Source organism: Pedobacter glucosidilyticus (assembly GCF_002483235.1).
In the GTDB taxonomy this organism is placed as follows: domain Bacteria; phylum Bacteroidota; class Bacteroidia; order Sphingobacteriales; family Sphingobacteriaceae; genus Pseudopedobacter; species Pseudopedobacter glucosidilyticum_B.
Genome location: NZ_DLHN01000026.1, coordinates 142,832 through 165,535 on the forward strand (window position 1 = coordinate 142,832; position 22,704 = coordinate 165,535).

15 protein-coding genes are annotated in these 22,704 nt (G+C 37.5%); all 15 read left to right on the forward strand.

Annotated elements, in window-relative coordinates; translation table 11 throughout:
* Position 1 precedes the first annotated feature (1 nt).
* The 15 genes from B2745_RS11360 to B2745_RS11430 all read left to right on the forward strand — a co-directional run bounded on the left by B2745_RS11360 (position 2) and on the right by B2745_RS11430 (position 22,703).
* Positions 2-2,467, forward strand: coding sequence for a glycoside hydrolase family 95 protein (locus B2745_RS11360; protein ID WP_304066594.1), 2,466 nt, complete (start codon positions 2-4; stop codon positions 2,465-2,467).
* 7 nt (positions 2,468-2,474) lie between these two features.
* Positions 2,475-5,060, forward strand: a complete 2,586-nt coding sequence (locus B2745_RS11365; RefSeq protein WP_304066597.1) for a glycoside hydrolase family 95 protein — start codon at positions 2,475-2,477, stop codon at positions 5,058-5,060.
* Positions 5,061-5,185: 125 nt separating this feature from the next.
* The gene (locus tag B2745_RS11370) at positions 5,186-6,697 is read left to right on the forward strand and encodes a hypothetical protein (RefSeq protein ID WP_304066599.1); all 1,512 of its coding nucleotides are present in this window, start codon (positions 5,186-5,188) and stop codon (positions 6,695-6,697) included.
* 15 nt (positions 6,698-6,712) lie between these two features.
* Positions 6,713-8,866 carry a TIM-barrel domain-containing protein gene (locus B2745_RS11375; protein ID WP_304066601.1) on the forward strand — a complete coding sequence of 718 codons (2,154 nt, stop codon included), beginning with the start codon at positions 6,713-6,715 and terminating at the stop codon, positions 8,864-8,866.
* A 22-nt stretch (positions 8,867-8,888) separates the two neighbouring features.
* The gene (locus B2745_RS11380; protein WP_304066604.1) at positions 8,889-10,076 is read left to right on the forward strand and encodes a glycoside hydrolase family 88 protein; all 1,188 of its coding nucleotides are present in this window, start codon (positions 8,889-8,891) and stop codon (positions 10,074-10,076) included.
* 365 nt (positions 10,077-10,441) lie between these two features.
* Positions 10,442-11,983, forward strand: coding sequence for a glycoside hydrolase family 28 protein (locus B2745_RS11385; protein WP_304066606.1), 1,542 nt, complete (start codon positions 10,442-10,444; stop codon positions 11,981-11,983).
* A gap of 13 nt (positions 11,984-11,996) precedes the next feature.
* Positions 11,997-12,995, forward strand: a complete 999-nt coding sequence (locus tag B2745_RS11390; protein ID WP_304066609.1) for a glycoside hydrolase family protein — start codon at positions 11,997-11,999, stop codon at positions 12,993-12,995.
* 10 nt (positions 12,996-13,005) lie between these two features.
* Positions 13,006-13,992: a hypothetical protein gene (locus B2745_RS11395; RefSeq protein WP_304066611.1), complete on the forward strand. Its 987-nt coding sequence runs from the start codon at positions 13,006-13,008 to the stop codon at positions 13,990-13,992.
* Positions 13,993-13,996: 4 nt separating this feature from the next.
* Positions 13,997-14,638: a hypothetical protein gene (locus B2745_RS11400; RefSeq protein ID WP_304066613.1), complete on the forward strand. Its 642-nt coding sequence runs from the start codon at positions 13,997-13,999 to the stop codon at positions 14,636-14,638.
* 21 nt (positions 14,639-14,659) lie between these two features.
* Positions 14,660-16,288, forward strand: a complete 1,629-nt coding sequence (locus B2745_RS11405) for an alpha-L-fucosidase (RefSeq protein WP_304066616.1) — start codon at positions 14,660-14,662, stop codon at positions 16,286-16,288.
* 3 nt (positions 16,289-16,291) lie between these two features.
* Positions 16,292-17,848 (forward strand): alpha-L-fucosidase, encoded by a 1,557-nt coding sequence (locus B2745_RS11410; RefSeq protein WP_304066619.1) that lies wholly within the window; start codon positions 16,292-16,294, stop codon positions 17,846-17,848.
* Between the two features lie 4 nt (positions 17,849-17,852).
* Positions 17,853-18,200: an L-rhamnose mutarotase gene (locus tag B2745_RS11415; protein WP_304066622.1), complete on the forward strand. Its 348-nt coding sequence runs from the start codon at positions 17,853-17,855 to the stop codon at positions 18,198-18,200.
* Between the two features lie 10 nt (positions 18,201-18,210).
* Positions 18,211-18,954 carry an SDR family NAD(P)-dependent oxidoreductase gene (locus B2745_RS11420; RefSeq protein WP_304066624.1) on the forward strand — a complete coding sequence of 248 codons (744 nt, stop codon included), beginning with the start codon at positions 18,211-18,213 and terminating at the stop codon, positions 18,952-18,954.
* Positions 18,955-18,971: 17 nt separating this feature from the next.
* On the forward strand, positions 18,972-21,398 hold the full coding sequence (locus B2745_RS11425) for a glycoside hydrolase family 95 protein (protein WP_304066627.1): 2,427 nt from the start codon (positions 18,972-18,974) through the stop codon (positions 21,396-21,398).
* Between the two features lie 9 nt (positions 21,399-21,407).
* Complete coding sequence (locus tag B2745_RS11430) at positions 21,408-22,703, forward strand: MFS transporter (protein WP_304066629.1); 1,296 nt, start codon at positions 21,408-21,410, stop codon at positions 22,701-22,703.
* Position 22,704: the final 1 nt, after the last annotated feature.

Genomic DNA, 22,704 nt, shown 5'->3' on the forward strand with positions numbered 1-22,704 from the left:
GATGAAGAAATACATCTGCTTGTTGCCTTTAATAGCTCTTTCTGGGTTAAGCTTTAGTCAAACTGGTTTAGATAAAACTTTAAAACTTTGGTATAATAAGCCAGCCGCCAATTGGAATGAAGCTTTACCTATTGGTAATGGACGTTTAGGGGCAATGATTTTTGGTGGCTCAGCTAAAGAGCAATTACAGCTCAATGAAGAAACGGTTTGGTCTGGTGGCCCTAATAACAATGTAACTGCCGAGTCTGGAAAAGCTATTCCCGCTGTAAGAAAACTCTTAGCAGAAGGGAAAATTGTAGAAGCTCAGGCTATAGCCGATGTTGAACTCATGCCTAAAAAGAATAGCGGTATGATGTATCAACCTGTTGGAGATTTATTTTTAGATTTTCCTGGGCATGAGGAAGTTCAAGATTATTACCGCGATTTAAATATCGAAAAAGCTGTTGCCACCGTAACTTATAAACTCAATGGCGTTAGTTATAAAAGGGAGATTTTTTCTTCTTTTGTAGACCAAGCTATTGTAGTACGTTTAACGGCAAGCCAAAGCGGGAAAATAACTTTTAATGCTTCTTTAACATCGCCTTTACAGGGAGAGCAAAAAATAGCTGATCAAAAACTTATCCTTACCGGAACATCATCAGACCATGAGGGTGAAAAAGGTCAAGTAAAGTTTGAAACCCAAGTTAAGGTGCTTACCAATGGGGGTACAGCACAGCTAGTAGATAACCAATGGAAGGTTAAAAATGCCAACTCGGCAACTATTTATATCGCAATCGCTACCAATTTTATTAATTATAAAGATGTATCAGGCAATGCATCCGCGAAAGCGAGTGCTTATTTAAATAAGGCTGTTCAGGTAAGTTATCCTCAGGCTTTGGCTAAACATATTCAGTTTTATCAGCAATATTTTAATCGTGTAAAATTAGATTTAGGCCTTAACGATGCTGTTAAGAAGCCAACTAACCTCAGGATTTATGAGTTTGCTAAAAGTAACGATCCGCATTTAGCAGCGCTTTATTTTCAGTTTGGTAGATATTTATTAATCTCTAGCTCGCAGCCGGGTACACAACCTGCTAACCTGCAAGGTATCTGGAATGCGCAGGTTAATCCATCTTGGGATAGTAAATATACCATCAATATCAATACAGAAATGAATTATTGGCCTGCAGAGCTCACCAATTTAACAGAGCTGCATGAGCCTTTATTTAAGTTGATTAAAGATATTGCTGTTACTGGTAAAGAAACCGCTCAGTTAATGTACGGAGCTAAAGGTTGGGTAGCGCATCATAACACAGATATTTGGAGAATTACAGGTCCGGTTGATAGACCATTTGCTGGTTTATGGCCTATGGGTGGTACTTGGTTGAGTCAGCACCTTTGGGATAGATATGAGTTTACCGGAGATGTTAATTTCTTAAAAGAGCATTATCCGATATTAAAAAGTGCTTGCGAATTTTATTTAGATGTTTTACAAGAAGAGCCTAAAAATAAATGGCTGGTGGTATCGCCATCCAACTCTCCAGAAAATACACAAGTGGCTAAGCAAAGGGTATCTATTACGGCAGGCGCAACTATGGATAATCAACTCTTGTTTGATTTGTTTAGAAAAACCATAAAAGCAGCTCAAATTTTAGGTGTTGATGCTGATTTTGCCAAACAATTAGCCGCTACACAAGCCCGATTAGCGCCTATGCAAATTGGTAAACATAGCCAATTACAAGAATGGATGTGGGATTTAGATCGTCCTGATGATAAACATCGTCATGTTTCTCATCTTTACGGCTTGTATCCAAGTAATCAAATATCGCCATACAAAACGCCAGAGTTATTTGATGCCGCCAGAACTTCTTTGTTGTACCGTGGCGACCCGGCAACAGGCTGGTCTATGGGTTGGAAAGTGAATTTATGGGCTAGATTTTTAGATGGAAATCATGCTTACAAATTAATTACAGACCAATTACGATTGGTAGATCCCGCAATGCCGATGAGTGTTACCGGAGGAGGTACTTATCCTAATATGTTTGATGCCCATCCACCATTTCAAATAGATGGGAATTTTGGCTGTACAGCAGGTATTGCAGAAATGCTTTTGCAATCTCATGATGGTGCCATACACATCTTACCTGCTTTGCCTGATAACTGGCCAAGCGGCAGCATAAAAGGCTTAAAAGCCAGAGGCGGTTTTGAGGTTGATATTGTTTGGAAGGATAAAAAACTAACCTCTTTAACAGTAAAATCTTCTTTAAACGGTAATTGTAGGTTAAGAATTAATGAAGATTTAATAGCTGTTATCCCGCAAGGTTTAAAACCTGCTAAGGGATTAAATGCTAATACTTTTTTTGAAGTCCCTGAAGTTAAAAAACCAATAATAGCTGCTGAGGCTAAAATAAATCCGGTAGGGATAAAAGTCTCTAAAGAATTTGATATAGATGCTAAACCGGGTAAAACCTATTCTTTTAATTTTTAAAATGATGATGTTGAAACGTTTTTTGTTGATAGCTGCAACAGGCTTAACTGCTCATGTGACTATCGCTCAAGAGAATTTAAATAAATTGTGGTACCAAGCGCCAGCTAGAGTATGGGAAGAGGCTTTACCTTTAGGAAATGCCAAAACCGGAGCAATGGTTTTTGGTAACATCAGCAAAGAGCGTTTACAACTTAATAACAACACCTTATGGTCTGGTTATCCAAACCCGGGTAATAACCCCAAAGGTGCAGCGGCTTTACCACTAGTTAGGCAAGCCATCATCACAGAAGACTATGGTAAAGCCACAGATATTTGGAAGAAAAATCTACAAGGACCTTATTCTGCTCGCTATCTTACCATGGCAGATTTATATCTGGATTTTAACTTTAAAGATTCTACCGCAAGCACTTACAGAAGAGAGTTAGACATTAGCAAAGCCATCCATAAGGTAACTTATAAAGTGGCGGGAGTTACATATACCAGAGAAACTTTTATCAGTCATCCCGATAAGGTTTTACTTGTACGCATAACTGCCGATAAGCCAAATGCTATTAGTTTTAATACACAGTTAAATAGCAAACTTAAATACGCTACACAAGCCAATGCAGCCAATTACTTGATTTTAAAAGGCAAAGCTCCTAAACATGTGGCACACAGAAGTACAGAACCAGAGCAGATTGTTTACGATGAAAAGGAGGGGATGACTTTTGAAGTTCATCTAAAAATTAAGACCGAAGGAGGTACAGTAAAAGCTTTACAAAATCAATTACAAGTTAGTAAAGCCAATGCGGTAACCATTTATCTTACGGATGCTACCAGTTATAACGGTTTCGATAAATCGCCAGGTTTAGAAGGTAAAAATCCTGCTATACAGGCGCAAGCAGATATGAATAAAGCTTTTGCAAAGTCTTACGCTGCCATGAAACAGCTACATATTGCAGATCATCAAAAGCTATTTAACCGTGTAAGTTTTGCTTTACAAAATAATCCTGATTTAGATAAATTACCAACCAACATCCGTTTGCAAAAGCAAGGTGTAAAAGGTAACGATCAAGGTTTACAGGCTTTGTATTTCCAATTTGGGAGATATTTGATGATTGCCGGCTCCAGACCGGGTTCTTTACCAACCAATTTGCAAGGCATCTGGAATGATTTGGTACAACCACCTTGGGGAAGTAATTATACCGCCAACATCAATACCCAAATGAATTATTGGCCAGCAGAAAACGGAAATCTTTCTGAATTACACCATCCTTTGTTTGATTTTATTGAAAGGTTGGCCGTTAATGGAAAAGCAACATTAAAAACCAATTACGGTATTAATGAAGGCTGGACCGTACATCACAATACAGATATTTGGGCTAAAACATCGCCAACAGGAGGCTATGATTGGGACCCTCGCGGTACGCCGCGTTGGTCGGCTTGGGCAATGGGCAGCCCTTGGTTTTGTATGCACTTATACGACCATTATTTGTATACTGGGGATATTAACTTCTTAAGAAACAAAGCTTATCCTTTAATGAAAGGTACCGCCCAGTTTTTATTGAATTGGTTACAAGAAGATGCTAATGGACAGTTGGTTACCAATCCATCAACCTCACCAGAGAACGTATTTAAAATTGACGGTGAAGAGTACGAGATGAGCATGGCCACCACCATGGATATGGGTATTACCAAAGAGTTTTTTGCAGCTTTCTTACATACAGCTAAAGCTTTAAATGTTGATGCTGCTTTAAGAGCTCGGGTAGAAAATGCTTATCAAAAATTGTATCCTTACAAAATAGGAAAACATGGGCAGTTGCAAGAGTGGTTTAAAGATTGGGATGATCCGGAAGATAAACACCGACATATTTCTCATCTATTTGGCTTATTTCCAGGTAATCATATCACCATACAACATACACCAGAATTGGCAGCAGCTTCCAAGCAATCTCTTATCCACCGTGGAGATATCAGTACAGGTTGGTCTATGGCGTGGAAAATCAACTGGTGGGCAAGATTACAAGACGGAAATAAAGCTTTGGAGATATTAAAAGCCGGTTTAACGGAAATAGACCCTGTGCAAAAGAAAGAAGATGGCGCTGGGTCTAATGCCCAATTAAGTAATTTTCAAACGAGTGGCGGCGGTACTTATCCAAACATGTTTGATGCGCATCCTCCCTTTCAAATAGATGGTAATTTTGGAGCAACAGCAGGTGTTATAGAAATGTTAATGCAAAGCCATACCGATGCTATAAATTTACTGCCAGCGCTGCCTAAAGAATGGGCAAAAGGCACTATCAAAGGGATTAAAGCAAGAGGAAATTTTACTGTAGATGTTTCTTGGGATAAAGGCCAGCTAACACAAGCTACTCTAATATCTCATTTAGGAGGCAACTGCCGTTTAACTACTAAAATACCTGTTAAAGTTGTTGGGGTAGTTAGTAAAGCAGCATCGGGTAAAAACCCAAATCCTTTATATTATCAGTTTGATGAGGTTAAATTCGATAAAGTAGCACAAGTTAAACTGCCAAACTTAAATGTATCAAAAGAATTTACCATAGATTTTAATACCCAAAAGGGCATGAAATATATTATTATGCCTTTATTGTAGACTTTTATGTTTGTGTAACAATCATATAGGATGTTAATTCAGCTTATTTTTAAGGTAATTGATGTGATTTTTATACCATAAAAATGCTGTTTATTTGGTATAACCATAATAACCAATTTTATTACATGAAATTATATCCTGTAAAGGTCTTGTTGCTGGTAGCAATGACCACCACGCTTCTTTTTGCGTTTTCCAGTGCTACATGGCAGTCTAAGTTTTTAAAAGTTAATGCCGATGGCAGTATTACCTATTTTCCTGATGAACAAGGTAATACCATCCCAGATTTTAGCCGAGTAGGCTATCACCACGGAGATAAAGCAATTCCTGATGTGAAAATTGTAAAAACACTCACCGCACCTGCATCTGGTGATAGCGAAAAACTGATACAACAAGCTATTGATGAAGTAGCTAAACTAAAGCCTAATACTATGGGGCATCGGGGTGCTATTTTACTCAAAAAAGGGACTTACAAAATACCCGGTGTTATTAAAATTAATACTGGGGGTATTGTGTTAAGAGGAGAAAAAGGTACTGTTTTAGTGGCGTCAGGTAAAGTAAAAAGAAACCTAATTGTGGTTTCTGGTGCTGGTGATGTTCAAGAGCTTAGCACCACAAGAGTTAAAATAACGGATGATTATGTGCCTGTGGGAACTAAATCTTTTAAAGTAAAATCTGCAAAAGCTTATCAGGTTGGGGATGATATTGTTGTATACAGACCAGCGACAGAAAAATGGATTGCCGATTTAAAAATGGATAAAATAGTTCCCAAATCAGACACCAGACAATGGGATACCAAAACTTATAACTTTCCGTTTGAACGTAAAATCACTAAAATAGAAGGAAACACAATTTTTATAGATAATCCTATTGTGATGGCTATGGAAGCACAATACGGTGGTGGTGAAGTTTATAAATATACTTTTACGGGAAGAATTAAAGAAGTAGGTATAGAAAACCTACAGATAGAGTCTGAATATGCCAATGATACTGATGAAGAACATGGTTGGATAGCCGTACAGTTTAATAAAGTTGAGAATGCTTGGGCTAGAAATATAGTTTCTAAATATTTTGGATATTCTTGCGTGAGCTTAGAAAGAGGAGCTAAAAAAGTTACCGTTATAGATTCTAAATGCTTAGACGGAAAATCGCAAATTACAGGTGGCAGACGTTATTCTTTTAATAATGTAGGGCAGCAAAACCTCTTCATGAATTTAGAAACCACCGAAGGCAGACATGATTATGTGACTGCAGCACAAGTTTTAGGGCCCAATGTGTTTTACAATTGTAAAGCATCTAAAACCCATTCTGATATTGGTCCGCACCACCGCTGGACCATGGGTACCCTTTACGATAACGTTGTAACAGACGGGCAAATAAATGTTCAAGACAGAGGTAACTCGGGTACAGGACATGGTTGGGCTGGCGTAAACCAAGTGTTTTGGAATTGCCGAGCGAAAGAAATAACCTTGCAAAATCCTTATGTAAGCGGTAAAAACTATGCTATCGGTGTTATAGCAGAAAAAAGAATCAATACAAAACTTGGCGACCGCCCAGATGGAGAATGGGAAGGGCAAAATAAAGCAGGCTTGCAGCCCAGTTCTTTGTATTTAGCGCAATTAAACGCTCGTAAAAAATAAAAATCGTTATTCATCATGAAGAAAATAAGTTTAATAGTTGCTTGCTTTTGTTTAATAGCAATTCAAGCGTTTTCTCAAGCTATACAATGGACAGAAGTTTATCCCGGCGTATGGAAAGGTGTAGCTGGTAAACCAGAAAATTTTGATTTATTAAAAGCAGCAGGCGCTAAGCCTAATGCAAACGCTTTAGCTAAAATAGGTAGTGCTAATTTCCCTTTGAAACAAGCCGATATTAAATTTGAATTACAAGACGGAAAAACATTTTTAAGTTTCCCTTTAGAACTGGAAGAACAACTGTATGGTTTTGGTTTGAATTTCCAAACTGTGCATCAAAGAGCTAAGGTTTTAGAGCTACATGTAGACCACTATGGAGGTAAAGATAATGGTCGTACACATGCTCCAGTGCCTTTTTACATGTCTTCCAAAGGTTATGGTGTTTTCATCAACTCGGCCAGATATATTAAAGTATGGGCAGGAACAAGTTTAAGAAAAGATAGCCCTATTTTTCCAGCAGAACCGGTAGATAGAACGGCAGGTAAAAACTGGCAATCAAGAAATACTTCTGATGCTGTTGAAATTTTAGTGCCAGCAGAAGGGGTAGAGTTTTATGTTTTTGCTGGTCCAAAACCGTTACAAGTTATGCAACGCTATAACTTATTTAACGGCGGCGGTTATTTACCTCCAAGATGGGGTTTAGGCTTTACTCAACGTGTTAAAACAAAATTTACCGATGCTGAAGTAAAAGAAGAAGTTAAGGCTTTTCAGGATAAGGGTTATCCTTTAGATTTTGTGGGTTTAGAACCAGGTTGGCAAAGTTGGGCCTATCCAGGGAGTTTTACTTGGGATAAAGGCAGATATCCAAACCCACAGGCTTTTGTAAAAGAAATGCTTGATAAAGGCATCAGGTTAAACCTTTGGATAAATCCTTATGTATCGCCAAAAGCTAGTTTTTATAAAGAAATAAGACCATTAACAGGTTCACATACCGTATGGCGTGGTGCAGTTCCTGATTTTAATTTGCCAGAAGCCAGAAAAATATTCTTTAACCAGCTTAAACAAGACCAAATAGATATTGGCGTAAGCGGGTACAAAATAGATGAAGTTGATGGTTATGATTATCATTTATGGCCAGATATTGCAAAATTTCCTTCCGGAGTATCTGCCGAGCAAATGAGACAAACTTATGGTTTAATGGTACAACGCTACACTTCAGATTTGTTTAAGGAGCGTAACCAAAGAACTTTTGGATTGGTAAGAGCATCAAATGGAGGCGGTACTTCTTTCCCTTATGTCATCTATAACGATTATTATAACCACGAAGATTTTATCACCGCTTTAATTAATAGTGGTTTCTCTGGCGTATTATGGACTCCAGAGGTTAGAGCATCAAAAACTGGTGAAGAATGGTTAAGAAGATTCCAATCTAACGTATTTTCTCCAATGGCTATGATTAACGCTTGGTCATCGGGTACAAAACCTTGGACATACCCAGATGTTGCCGAACAAGTAAAAGAGTTTTCTTTATTGAGGATGAAAATGATGCCTTATTGGTATACCACTTTTGCCAAGTATCATTTTGAAGGAGTTCCGCCTTTTAGAGCGATGAATTTAGAAGAAGGTTTCCAACAAGAGGTAAAAAAAGAAGTAGCTCAAGGAAACGTTAATTTGGAAGAAAACCCTTATGCTGAAGCTACTTCTAAAGAAATTAAAGACCAATACATGGCTGGAGATTATTTACTGGTAGCACCAATGTTTACTGGTCAAACATCAAGAAAAGTAGTGTTACCAAAAGGTAAATGGTATGATTTCTATACCGGAGATTTTGTTGGTGATGGTAAAGTCATTACCGTTACCCCAGGTTTAGATAAGATACCTGTTTTCGTAAAAGATGGTGGTATTATACCGATGATGCCTGCCAAATTACATGCGCCTAAACTGAATGAGAAAGTTGATTTAGAGGTGAGATTTTATGGTGAAAAACCAGCTTCTTTTATGCTTTATGATGATGATGGTGAAACCTTTAATTACGAAAAAGGAGCTTACAGCTGGAGAGAAATTAAAATTGAAAAGCTAAAAAACGGAACATTTAAAGGTTCTATATCAGCTCCAGAAAAAGGTAAACCTAATACCATTGGTAAGGTAAGTTTTACCTATATGACTAAGAAATAATACATACTTCAAACTATAAATAATGAAATATTTTAAACTGATTCTTACGTTAGCCTTATTTAATAATGCTGCTTTTGCACAAAAAGTAAGCATTAAAAAGGCTTTTAAACATGCCGAAAAGCAAACAGCAGTCATGCTTACAGAAGTAGAAAGGGCTAAAGCTAAAACAACCAATAAGAAGTTAGTATCGCCACGTACCATAGAAAATGGCGAGTTAAAATTGGTGGCTTCAAGAGATTGGACAAGTGGTTTCTTCCCGGGTGTACTTTGGTTTTTACATGAGAACAATAAGAAAAATAATACTTGGGTTACAGAAGCTAAAAAGTTTACTGCCGATATTGAAGAAGAAAAAACAAACGGAACAACCCACGATATGGGTTTTAAAGTTTATTGCAGCTTTGGAACAGGTTATAGGTTAACAAATGATCCACATTATAAAGATGTGATAATACAATCTGCAAAAACTTTAATGACCAGGTTTAACCCTAAAACTGGGGCTATTTTATCTTGGGATCATAGTAGAGATAAATGGGTAAACCCCGTAATTATTGATAACATGATGAACCTGGAATTGCTTTTTGCAGCTACCAAATTAACTGGCGATTCTTCTTTTTACAAAGTAGCGGTTACCCATGCTAATACGACTATGAAAAACCATTTTAGACCAGATTATAGCTCGTACCACGTAATAGATTATGACCCAAATACAGGTGCGGTGCTTAAGAAAAATACGCATCAAGGATATTTTCACGAATCCGCATGGTCTAGAGGGCAAGCTTGGGCATTATATGGCTATACTTTATGTTACAGAGAAACTAAAAACCCAGCTTATTTAGCACAGGCAGAAAACATCGCGAAGTTTTACCTTAACCATAAAAACCTACCAGAAGATTTAGTGCCTTACTGCGATTTTGATTCTAAAAAAATACCCAACGAAGCTCGTGATGCATCGGCAGCAGCTATCGTAGCGTCTAGCTTGTACGAGTTAAGTACTTATGCACCAGATAAGAAGTCGTATTATCAGCAAAAAGCAGATAAAATGCTACATAGTTTAAGTACAAAATACACCGCTCCGGTGGGCGAGGCTAAAGGTTTTATCTTGCTTCATAGTACAGGTGCTGCACCTTCTAACAGCGAGGTTGATGTGCCTTTAAACTATGCAGATTACTATTATCTAGAAGCTTTATTAAGAAAAAGACAGTTAAAATAAGTTGATCATCTACCTATGAAAAACATTGTTTTTAGCTGCAAAAATCTGCCAAAATAACTTACTTAATAGCTAATTGCTCCTACCATTTTAAGCTAAAATTACTGTTTATTTGATTTAATCAATTTTAAATCTTGCTTTAGTGCAACATGCATTTTAGCATATAAATGGCCTAAAGATTTTTGATTATAGTTTATTGAAATGATACGCTTTAAGTTCTTGAAACAGGCTTTCATGCGAATTTAAAATATAGAAAGAAGTTGCTCCTCATCAAGGTGTTAAGTTCCGGGGTATTTATCACTCTTGGTTTAGTAACTTCTTTTTTAAAGGCTTAATAACCTACAAACAGTAATAATGATAACAAGCTTATGATGTTAAAAAAGTTCTTTCAACTAGCTTTCCTGTTGATACTCACCAGTCAAATTTCCTTGGCCCAACAAACCATCAATGTTTTACAGTATGGCGTAGTTGCAGATACCAATGTGGTTAGCACTAAGGCCATCCAAAAGTTAATTGATGATTATAGTAAAAAAGGTGGGGCTGTTTTATATTTCCCTGCTGGCCAATATGTTTCGGGTACTATTTTATTGAAAGATAATATCACCATTTCTCTATCAGAAAAAACAGAGCTATTGGGCAGTAAAAACATTGCTGATTACCAAATGGTAGACGCTTTTAAAACCGGTAACGGAGCATTAATGGGTTATTGTTTTATTGGTGCTGTTGATGCTAAAAATGTAGGTATTATTGGTGGTGGAACCATCAATGGTAGAGGTAAAGATGTTTTAGCATCTGGCGGAAGAGGAAGAAGACCTTTCTTGGTGAGGTTTGTAAGAAGTACAGGTATTGTGGTTAAAGATGTAAAATTGATTAATTCTACCGCGTGGACTACCCACTTTTTTGCATGTAAGGGGATAGATATATCTGGTGTTACCATTAAAAGTAGAGGTTTAGGTAATAATGATGGTTTTGACATTGATTGCTCACAAGACGTAAAAATTTTCAATTGCGATATTGATACTGGTGATGATGGCCTTTGCTTTAAAACTACCTGGAGCCAAATGGCTTGTAAAAATATAGAAGTTAAAGGCTTAAGAATTACCAGCAACCACGGCGGTATAAAGTTTGGTACCGAGTCTATGGCGCCTTTCGAAAACATCAAAATATCTGATGTTTATATTTATGATACCAGAAACGGTGGCATTAAAATTAACAGTGTTGATGGTGCACAAATACGTAATGTAGAAATTTCTAACATCACCATGAATAATGTGCGTACCCCTATGCTCATTAGATTGGGTTCTCGTCTCAATGTATTTAGAAAGGATAGTGATACCCAACAAAAAACCGGAGTAATAGAAAATGTAACCATTAGAAATGTAAGTGCAAAAGCGGCAAATCCAGCGCAAATAGATCCACCAAGTGGTATTTTAATTACTGGTGTACCGGGGCATGATATTAAAAATCTAACCTTAGAAAATATAGACATTAGAATAGCAGGAGGTGGTAATGCCAAACATGCCCGCCAAGTGGTGCCAGAGGCAGAAACCGCTTATCCAGAAATCAGTGCTTTTAAACCAACTATTCCAGCTTATGGTATTTGGGTCAGACATGTATCGGGTTTAACCCTGAAAAATATAAGTTTTACGGTTGATAGTGCCGATTTAAGACCAGCTTTTATTATTGAAGATGGTAAAAACGTAAATATCTCTAACAGCCAAGTTCCAACTTTTGAAGGTGCAGAAGCGGTAATCAGGTTAGAAAATGTACAAACCGCAAATGTTACTGAAATCAGTACAACTGGAAAAGCAAAATCATTAATAAGGGTAGAAGGTAAAAGTGCTGATGTTAAAGCCTCAAAAAACAAGTTTGGCGAGATAGTTAAAGAAATAGAAATTATTAAACCTTAATCATAGTATAACCATGAAGTTTTCTTTAAAAGTATTTATCATTTTACTGCTTGTAGCTTCCAGTAAAGCTACCATAGCACAAGAACAAGCTTTTGAGAGCATCAAGAATTTTATTAAACCAGCAAAAAAGGATGGAGGTTTAAAGTTAAGTCAGTATTTTTTATGGTGCCCATCGGTTATTAAAGTTGGCAATACTTACCACCTATTTGCTTCTGCATGGCCAGCAGAAGGTGGTATGGCAAGCTGGACAGCTAAGTCTTTATGTATCAGGGCAACCTCAAAAAACCTTTTAGGGCCTTATGAATTTGCTGAAGTGGTGTTAGATAAAAGAGAAGGCAAATGGGATAATGATAGGGTGCATAATCCTAAGATAGTTAAAGTTGGTAATAAATATGTATTGTATTATATATCATCAGCCAATGAAACAGGTTATGCAGAAGCTGATGCCATTACTGGTCCATGGACAAGGTCTGAAAAGATGATGAGTTTTAGCAATCCAGCTCCATTGGTGAGACCCGATGGTAGCGTTTATGTTTTTGGTAGATTATCTGTTAAAATTGGTGATAAGCAAGTGCGCACAGCCAGAGCAGCAGAAGCTAAAAGTTATCAAGGTCCTTATCAAAACTTAGCCCCTGAAAAAGAAAATCTTTTCCCTAACAATTACGAATTAGAAGACCCAACCATTTGGTGGGCAAATAACCAATATAATGTCATCTGTACAGATTTTGCAGGTGTGGCTACGGGTAGAAATAAAGTGGGTGTTCAGTATTATTCTAAAGATGGTATCAACTATCAATTACTAACTAAAGAACCTATCAGTACCAATGAGATTACTTATGATGATGGTAGTAAAGAAAAATTTAAAAGGGTAGAAAGACCTTTTGCTTATGTAGAAAATGGTGTAGTAAAAGCTTACTTTTTAGGGTGTATGACACCTGATGATAAAGGTGTAATTGTAGCTCATCCTGTTGATGATTATGTACCTGGGAAATCATCACCTAAAAAGAAATAATAGAAAGGTTATGAAGATTAAAGCAGCGCTTTTTTTCTTATGCTTAAGTATAGCAAAAGCTTATACGCAAGAGCTTATTACCGAGCCAACAACACCTGCTGTTTTACCTGGTAAAGGGCTTAAGCAATATGATTTCTTGTATGCCGGCGAGCAAAAGCATAGGAATATGTATATCGTTAAAAACGGCGAAATTGTATGGTCTTATATAGATACTTTAGGTAAGGGAGAAATAAGCGATGCCGTTTTAATGTCTAATGGAAATATTGTTTTTGCACATCAACATGGTTTAGCTGTGATAGATAAAAACAAGAATTTCTTATGGAAGTTGAGTTGTCCCAAAGGAACAGAAATACACACCGCACAGCCTATCGGGAAAGAGCATGTGATATTTATAGAAAACTCCAATCAACCTAAAGTAAGGGTGGTAAATATCCGTACTGGGGATTTTGTAAAGGAATTTGCTATACCTGTAAAAGACACATCCAGAGCGCATATTCAGTTTAGGCATGCTCGTTTAACCAAAAGAGGAACTTATTTGGTTGCACACATGGATTTAAGTAAAATCATAGAATATGACAGCAACGGTAAGCAACTTTTAAATCTCGATTTCCCTACACCTTGGTCTGTAGAAGAACTAACCAATGGTAATTTATTAGCGGTTTGCAATAAGAATTTCATCAGAGAAATAACCAGAGAAGGTAAAACGGTATGGGAATTAAAACCCGAAGATTTAACAGGTTACAGGATTTTTGGGATGCAGATGGCCTATCGCCTACCAAATGGAAATACTTTAATTAACAATTGGTTTAACCAATGGAAAAAATATAAGATAGAGCCTCAAAATTTACCCGCTCAATTTCTAGAAGTTACACCAGATAAGAAAGTGGTTTGGGCTTTAAAAGAATGGCTTGCTCCTTTCAATTTAGGTCCATCAACCATCATACAATTTTTAAATGATGATAAAGCGGAGGATGTTAGGTTTGGTAATATTAAATAAGCAAATGATGAGAATTTTAAGCCTTATTGTAATTTTTATTTGTTTTGGTTTTCTATCTCAGGCAACAGCCCAAATAGGAAAAAATTGGTTACCTTATTATCCAGAAACCAAATTGCAGCAAGAAAATAGCACTCAACATTCAAGTTATACCAATGAGAATGGGGTAGAAAGTTTTAAACTGTGGCTAAATCCAGCTACAGATGCAAACGGGAAAGCTGTTAGACAACGTTGCGAGATTAGGGTGATGGATGACTACACCGCTGGGCAAACACAATTTGAAGGTGAATTTTATATCACCAAAGCCGGCGGACCAGAGCGTAATGATGATGTTTGTATCATGCAAGTTTGGCTTAGCCATATCGTTTCTGTGAGTGATTTAGATAATGGCTCTGTACACTACAAAGGCAAACAAGTAATCAATAATCTTAAAAATAAATGGGTAAAGCTAAATGTTATCCATAACACCAATACCAAAACAGTTGATGTTTACTTTGATGGTAAATTAACTTACACCGCCGAGGCTAAAGACTCTAACCCTTATTATCATAAATACGGTTTGTATAACGAGGCTGATGCTAACCCAGAAATCAAGTGGAGAAATATTAAATATTTCAAAACAGAAGACACTGTGATAAACTCCAAATAAATTCATCAAAAGGAAAATTTAATGAAAAGACGTAATTTTTTAAGAAACAGTTTAGGTTTAACAGCTGGAGCACTTTTATCAACTAAAATGGCTAAAAGTTTGAGCTTTTTAGCGCAAGAAGAACAGCCTTTTTATGCTTCATTAAGTGGTAAGTTTTCAAGATATTCTCACCGTTTACCAAAAACAGATCAAAACTACAAAAGGTCAAAAAATTATATAGAAGACAATCCTATTCCAGAATATTCTTGGGCATCTGATGAAGCTTATGAAGCATTTCAGGATATGAAATATGGGGTTAGAATACACTGGGGTTTATATTCTATCTTAGAAATGGGTGGCGAGTCGTGGCCGTTTTTAGGAAACCGAGAGCCTGCTTTTGATTTCCAGAAAAGACAAGAATATCAAGAACTCTACAAAACATGGAATCCTAAAGGTTTTGATGCTAACGAGTGGATGGAGTTTTTCAAAGAAAGCGGTATGAAAATGTTTGCTTTTACCACCAAGCATCACGAAGGTTTTTCTATGTATGATACTAAAACCAGAGTTAAACGTCGTCCTAATTGGACTGCTCCAGGTGGTCCTAAAATAGAAGAGTGTGATACCACTTACAGCATCATGGATACACCTTTTAAAAGGGATGTTGTAAAAGAACTGTGTGATGCCGCCCGTGAACATGATATCAAAATAGATTTATACTATTCACATTCTGATTGGTACGATGCAGATTTTAGACCTTATGGTTATCACCCATTACAAATTCCTTCTAGCGAAGAGTGGTGCAAAGCCAAGGCAGATGACGAAGAATTTACTGAATTTGAAAGATCTAAGCAAAGGCAAAAAGCATTTTTAACCATTGTGCCAAATCCTACTCCGGAAGAAGAAGCCGCTATGATTGCCAGACACCGGGCACAATTAACAGAGCTACTTTCCAATTATGGTAAAGTAGACATGGTTTGCTTGGATATTTGGCTTGGTCCAAGAGTGTGGCCACAGCTCAGACAAACCCTCTTAGAGCTTAGAAAAATACAACCTAATGTGATGTTTAGAGCTCGTGGAATAGGTAATTATGGAGATTACTATACTCCAGAAGGTTTTGTTCCAGGTGATAAAGAAAATTCAGATTCGCCATGGTTTGTTATTTATCCTTTAGCAGGATCTTTCTCTTATGATCCATCATCAAAAAAATATAAAGGTGCTAAATGGGTGGTAAAAAATCTTATAGACTCTGCTTCTAAAGGTGGAAACTTTATGGTAGGTATTGGGCCTGATGGAAATGGAAAATTCTCGCCAACAGCTATCAAACAACTGAAAGAAGTGGGTGCATGGTTAAAGAAAAACGGCGAAGGAATTTATGCTACCAGAGCTAGAGATGGCGAGCACTGGAAAGAAGGAGACAACATCAGGTTTACCCGTTCTAAAGACCAAAAAACCATTTATGTACATTGTTTAGATTGGCCTGGAGATCAACTGGTTTTAAAAACCGTACAGCCTAAAGCTGGGTCAAAAATTACTTGTTTAGGTAACCAAAAAACGGTCGATTGGAATTATAATACTTCAACCAAAGAATTAACCATTCAGACATCAGCAAAAGTAAGAGCGGGTATTCCTAAAAAAGAGCAAATAGCTTACAGTTTTGCCGTACAAGTTTAATTTATGATGATGAGAAATAGCGTTATAAAAATATTTATCGTAGCATTTACGCTTCCTTTTGTTATACAGGCACAAACCAGAAGTGCTGAAGAAAATGCTAAACATTATTTGCCTAAAACAGATAAGCAGTACACATATACCAGTGGGTACATAGAAGAAAACCCAGTTGCAGAATATACTTGGGCATCAAAAGAAGCTTATGAGGCTTTTAATGATATGAAATTTGGCGTACGTATCCATTGGGGTTTATACTCTATTATTAAACAAGAGAAAGAATCTTGGCCTTTATTAAAACTCCCAAACGAGCAAAAGCAAGCTTATTTTGATATGTATAAAACTTGGAATCCTACAGGTTTTAATGCAGATAACTGGATGGAGTTATTTAAACAAAGCGGCATGAAAATGTTTGCTTTTACCACCAAGCATCACGAAGGTTTTTCTTTGTTTGATACTAAAACCAGAGTTAAAAAAAGGGTGAACTACACTGCCCCAGGTGGCCCGGTTATAGAAGATTGCGATGTTGCTTATAGCATTATGGAAGGCCCTTTTAAACGAGATATCGTTAAAGAACTAACCGATGCTGCCCGTAAAAGAGATATCAAAATAGATTTATATTACTCTAACCCAGATTGGTATGATGCTGATTTTCGTCCTTATGTTTGGCATCCTTTACAAACGCCATCTTCTGCAACTTTAGCGGTAAGAGGTAAAGATTATAAGCCAGAAGGTGCTATAGAATCTCATTATGGTAAAAACGGCCCTATCATGGCACCAGACCCAACTCCGCAAGAAGTTGAGAGAGCCATGTTGCGTCACCGCGAGCAATTGAAAGAGCTATTAACCAATTACGGCAAAATAGATATGATTTGTTTGGATATGTGGTTTGGTCCTGCGGTATGGCATTACCTCAGAGAAACCATGATTGAGCTACGTAAAATACAGCCCGATGTCATGTTTAGAGCCCGTGGTATAGGTAATTACGGAGATTATTACACCCCAGAAGGTTTTGTGCCAGGAGCAAAAGAAAATACACAAGTGCCTTGGTTTGTGATATATCCTTTGGGTCGTACTTTTTCTTACGAGGCTGAAGCCGATAAGCATAAAGGAGCGAAATGGGTAGTGCAAAATATTGTAGACTGTGCTGCAAAGGGTGGTAATTTTATGGTTGGGGTTGGCCCCGATGGTGATGGTAAATTTCATCCAACAGCAGAAGCACAATTAAAGCAAACAGGTAAATGGTTAAAAACAAACGGAGAAGCTATTTACGGAACCAGAGCCCGTGAAGGCGAGCACTGGAAAGAAGGTGATAGTATCAGATTTACCCGTTCTAAAGATAGTAAAACGCTATACGCTCATAGTTTTGAGTGGCCTAATAAAGTCTTTAATCTAAAAACTGTACAGCCAGTAAAAGGCTCTAAAATCTATCTAATTGGGTCTAATCAACCTTTAAAATGGAAATATTCTACTAAGAAAGGTCTAGCTATTCAAGTTCCTGATGAGTTAAAAAATGCTATTCCTACAGAAGAGCAATTGGTTTATACATTTAAAATAGCACAGTAAAAGCATGAAAAGATATTGTTTAGCGCTCGACTTGGTAGATGATGAGAAGCTTATTGCAGAGTATGAACATTGGCACAAAGCAGAGAACGGTTGGCCCGAGATTAAAAAAAGCATTTTAGATGCACATATAACCACCATGGAGATTTACAGAACAGGTAATAGGCTCTTCATGATTATGGAAACCAGTGATGAATTTAGTTTTGACGCTAAGGCTAAAGCCGATGCCGAAAATCCTAAAGTACAAGAATGGGAAAAGTTGATGTGGAAATTTCAACAGCCACTAGCTTGGGCAAAAGAAGGTGAGAAGTGGGTACTCATGAATAAAATATTTGAATTAAAAGCTCAATTATAAAACATATACAATGGAATTAACAAATAAAGTAGCCCTTATTACGGGTGGTACACAGGGTATTGGCGCAGAAACTGCCTTAAAACTTGCTCGTGAAGGGGCGCATATCAGTTTAGTAGCCAGAAATACCGATGATCAATCTTTAATAGATGAAATTAAAAGTTTAGGCAGAAACTGTGTATTGCTCAAAGGCGATATGAGTAAGCCCGAAGATTGCGAACGCGTAGTAGCAGAAACCATTGCAGCTTTAGGCGATATAGATGTTTTGGTACATTCTGCTGGTGGCGCAGCCCCAGGTAGTTTACTAAATGGTGCTAAAGATGTATGGTACAGCGCTTTTGATATTCATATACATGCCGTTTTTCATTTATGTATGGCAGCAGTGCCTTCTATGAAAAGAAAAGGTTCTGGTGGTATCATTCTCATTTCCTCAGCAGCAGGTTTAAGAGGTGTTAAAGGAGCTTTGGCTTATGCGGTGGTTAAAGGTGCTTTACCGCAGTTTACAAGAGCTTTAGCTTACGAACTATCCGAGTTTGACATTAAAGTTAACTGTGTTTCGCCAGGTGTTATTCGTACGCGTTTCCAAGATTTCTTAAAACCAGAACAAGTAAAAAATAATATAGAAAACCGTATCCCATTAAAAAGAGAAGGTAAACCAGAAGATGTAGCAGATGCTGTGGCTATGTTACTTAAAAACGATTTTATAACTGGTGAAAATGTGGTTATAGATGGTGGCATGAGCATGCGTATTTGCTAAATCTAAAAGGCTTTCTGATGAAAAAATACTTTCTTTTTATTCTTCTTTACAGTTGTTCCATATCACTTATAGCGCAAAACGCCAAGCAAGTAAACAGTCCTGAAATGAGTTGGTGGTATAACCAACCAGCAAAAAAATATTGGGAAGGTTTGCCTATAGCAACAGGCAGATTTGCCGCTATGATTGGTGGCAGCATCAACCAAGAAGTTATTCCTTTTAACGATGAGACTTTATGGTCTGGTGGGCCTTACAATCCTAATAATCCACAAGGGCCACAAGTATTGGAAGACATCAGAAAGAAAATCCTCATTGAAAAAGATTATACTGCGGCAAGTAAGGCTTCATCTAGGTTAGGTAGCATCCCGTTAAGGGTACAACACTACCAACCTATGGGTATTCTTCATTTGGGTTTTAATCATGATGAAGCAAAAGCACAAAACTATCAGCGTAAGCTAAGTATGGATAGCGCTACAGTTACCATTACCTACCAGCTAAACGGTATAAACTACAAAAGAGAAATTTTTGCCAGTTACCCAGACCAAGTTGTGGTGATGCGTATTACTGCGAGTAAACCTCAAAGCATCAACCTAAAGGCTTCTTTAAGTAGTTTACAATCATCGGCAGTAACTCAGTTGTTAAACGGCGATATCGTGATGAACGGTACAACCACAGAGCTTAACCGAGAAGAGTATGCTAAAAAGATTTTACCCGCCGCTATCAAATGGCAATCGCGTTTAAAAGTAAATGCAGAAGGTGGTAAAACTAATTTTATAAAAAAGGAAGGGCAAACGGGCGATGAAATTCATATCACCAATGCCAATACAGTGGTTTTAATACTTGCTGGGGCTACCAATTGGGTAAATTACAACGATGTAAGTGCCAATGAAAAAGAAAGGTGTAATGATTATATCACTAAAGCAGCAAAATTTAAATATCCTGAGCTAAAAAACCGCCATCTGGAAGATTATATGCCGCTTTTTGCAAGTTGTAAAATTGATTTAGGCGGACATGAAAAAGCTAAAATGAATACTACTGATAGGATTTTAGCTTTGCGCAAAGGCGCACATGATCCGTTATACATTTCGCAATATTTCCAATATGGCAGGTACCTCATGTTGGCCGGAGCCAGAGAAAAAACTTTAGCCTTTAATAACCATAATATTTGGTTAGACAATATGGAAGGTCGTTGGCAGGGGCGTTGGACATTAAATATCAATATACAAGAATGTTATTGGCCTGTTGAAAGTACAAATCTGGCTGGTTTAAACGAGTCTTTATTAACCTTTACAGAGATGTTAGCGCAAGCCGGAGCCAGAACAGCCAAAGAATTGTATGGATGTAAAGGCTGGGTTGCACATCACGGTACAGATATTTGGTTCAATACAGCACCAACAGATCCAAACCCAAAAGCTTCTGTATGGCCTATGGGCGGTGCTTGGATCATGCAACAATTATTTGACCACTATAGCTACGAGCCCAATGCAGCTTACCTTAAAAGAATTTATCCTTTAATGAAAGGTTCGGCGGAGTTTATCTTAGATTTCCTAGTTAAAGACCCAGAAACTGGTTATTTGGTTACTTGCCCGTCTACTTCGCCAGAAAATAATTTCTTCACCACTAAAGGCGAAGAAGCTTCTGTTTCTGCGGGATCTTCTATGGATAATCAAATCATAAGAAACTTGTTTAGAAATTGTATAACAGCTATAAAAGTTTTAGGTGAGGATGCTGCGTTTGCTAAAAAGCTAGAAGATACCATGAAGCAATTGCCACCACATCAAATTGGACAGTTTGGGCAATTACAAGAGTGGCTGCATGATTTTAAAGAGATGCAAGTTGGGCACAGACATATCTCGCACCTTTTTGCTTCTTATCCTGATGATGACATCACCTTAAGAAAAACGCCAGAATTGGCAAAAGCGGTTAAAGTTGTTTTGGATAGAAGGGGCAATATCAATAAAGGGTGGTCTGGTGCTTGGAAAATTAACCAACAAGCCCGTTTTGAGCAGCCCGAAGAAGCGTATCAGATTTTAAAATCTATGCTTACCGATATCAGCATCCACCCACGAGCAGAGGATAGTGATATCACACCTTCTTTTGAAGGTAACCAAGGTATACAAGGTATTACTGCTGGTGTAGTAGAAATGCTGATGCAAAGTCACTCTAACGAGTTATACTTATTGCCTGCTGTACCAAAAGCTTTAAAAGATGGTCATATCAGTGGTTTAAGAGCTAGAGGGGGCTATGGTGTTAACATCAGTTGGACAAATCATCAACTAAAAGAAGCTACCATCACTTCAAAATTTGCTCAAACCTGCAATTTAAGAAGTAAAACACCAGTGAAAATCCTGCTGAATAAACAGGTAATTAAGCTTACAAAAGCAGCGGAAAATTTATATACTTTTAACGTAGAAGCAGGTAAAACATATACCATTTTACCTAACTAACCTAAACTAATGACAGATACTACTTTTAAGCCATCTAAAATGCGCTGGGTCATGATAGGCTTTGCGTTTTTAGCAACCGTTTTAAATTATATAGACCGTTTGGCTTTTAATTATTTAAGTGCCGAGGGAGCCTTAAGAGAAATCATTCCAGATGATGCTTTTGGATATATTACTACTGCATTTTTTGTGGCTTATATGGTTTCTAACGGTTTCTCTGGCTTTGCCATAGATAAATTAGGAACTAAATTAGGTTATGCTATCTGCATGGCCTTTTGGACTACCTCCGCTATGTTACACGCCTTAGCAAGGTTACCTTGGCATTTTGGTTTAGCTCGTTTCTTTTTGGGCATAGGCGAAGCAGGTAACTGGCCAGCGGCTATTAAATTAACCAGCGAATGGTTTCCGCAGAGCGAGCGTTCTACTGCATCGGGTATTTTTAATAGTGGTTCTGCTATAGGTGCTGTGGTTGCTCCACCATTAATTGCCTTTTTAGGTACTGTGTATGGCTGGAAAGCAACATTTATCATCGTAGGTTCTTTAGGTTATATATGGCTTATTGCTTTTTGGTTTACCTATTATACTCCAAAACAAGCCCTAGAAGAAACCAAGTTAAGAACCATCCCAGCTAAAAAACTCATCAAAAACAAGTTTGTATTGGGTTTTACTTTATCTAAAGTATTGATGGACCCTGTATGGTATTTTATCACCTTTTGGATTGGGCGGTATTTGGTTGATGTACACGGTTGGGATTTAGCCATGATTGGCTGGTTTGCCATGATACCCTTTATCTCTGCCGATTTTGGTAATATTTTAGGAGGCTTATTTACCCAAACCCTAATTAAAAGAGGCATGCCAGTACCTAGAGCCAGAAAATTAGCCGTTACCATCTTCGGTTTGATGACGGCTGGCTCATTAATATTAGGTCCGTTGATTATCACCTCGCCGGCAATTGCAATAGCTGTTTTAGCAGTAGCGGGTTTTGGCTATTCGTCTTACACCGCTAACTCTATGGCTTTCCCTGCTGATGTTGTTCCTAAAAATGCTACGGCATCTGTTTGGGGTTTGGCAAGTGTGGGTTCTGGTTTAGGCGGAGCTATTTTTCAATCTATATCTGGTGTAACCGTTAAGAATTTTTCTGATGCTTACGGCTATGCATCAGCATACAATACAGTATTTATAGGTTATGGTGTTTTAGCACTTTTAGGCTTATGTGTAGTGTTATTTGTGATAGGGCCTTTGGTAAGAGATGAAGAATTACATGCTTATGTAAATCAGGATAATCCTCAAATAAATCAATCAAATTAAA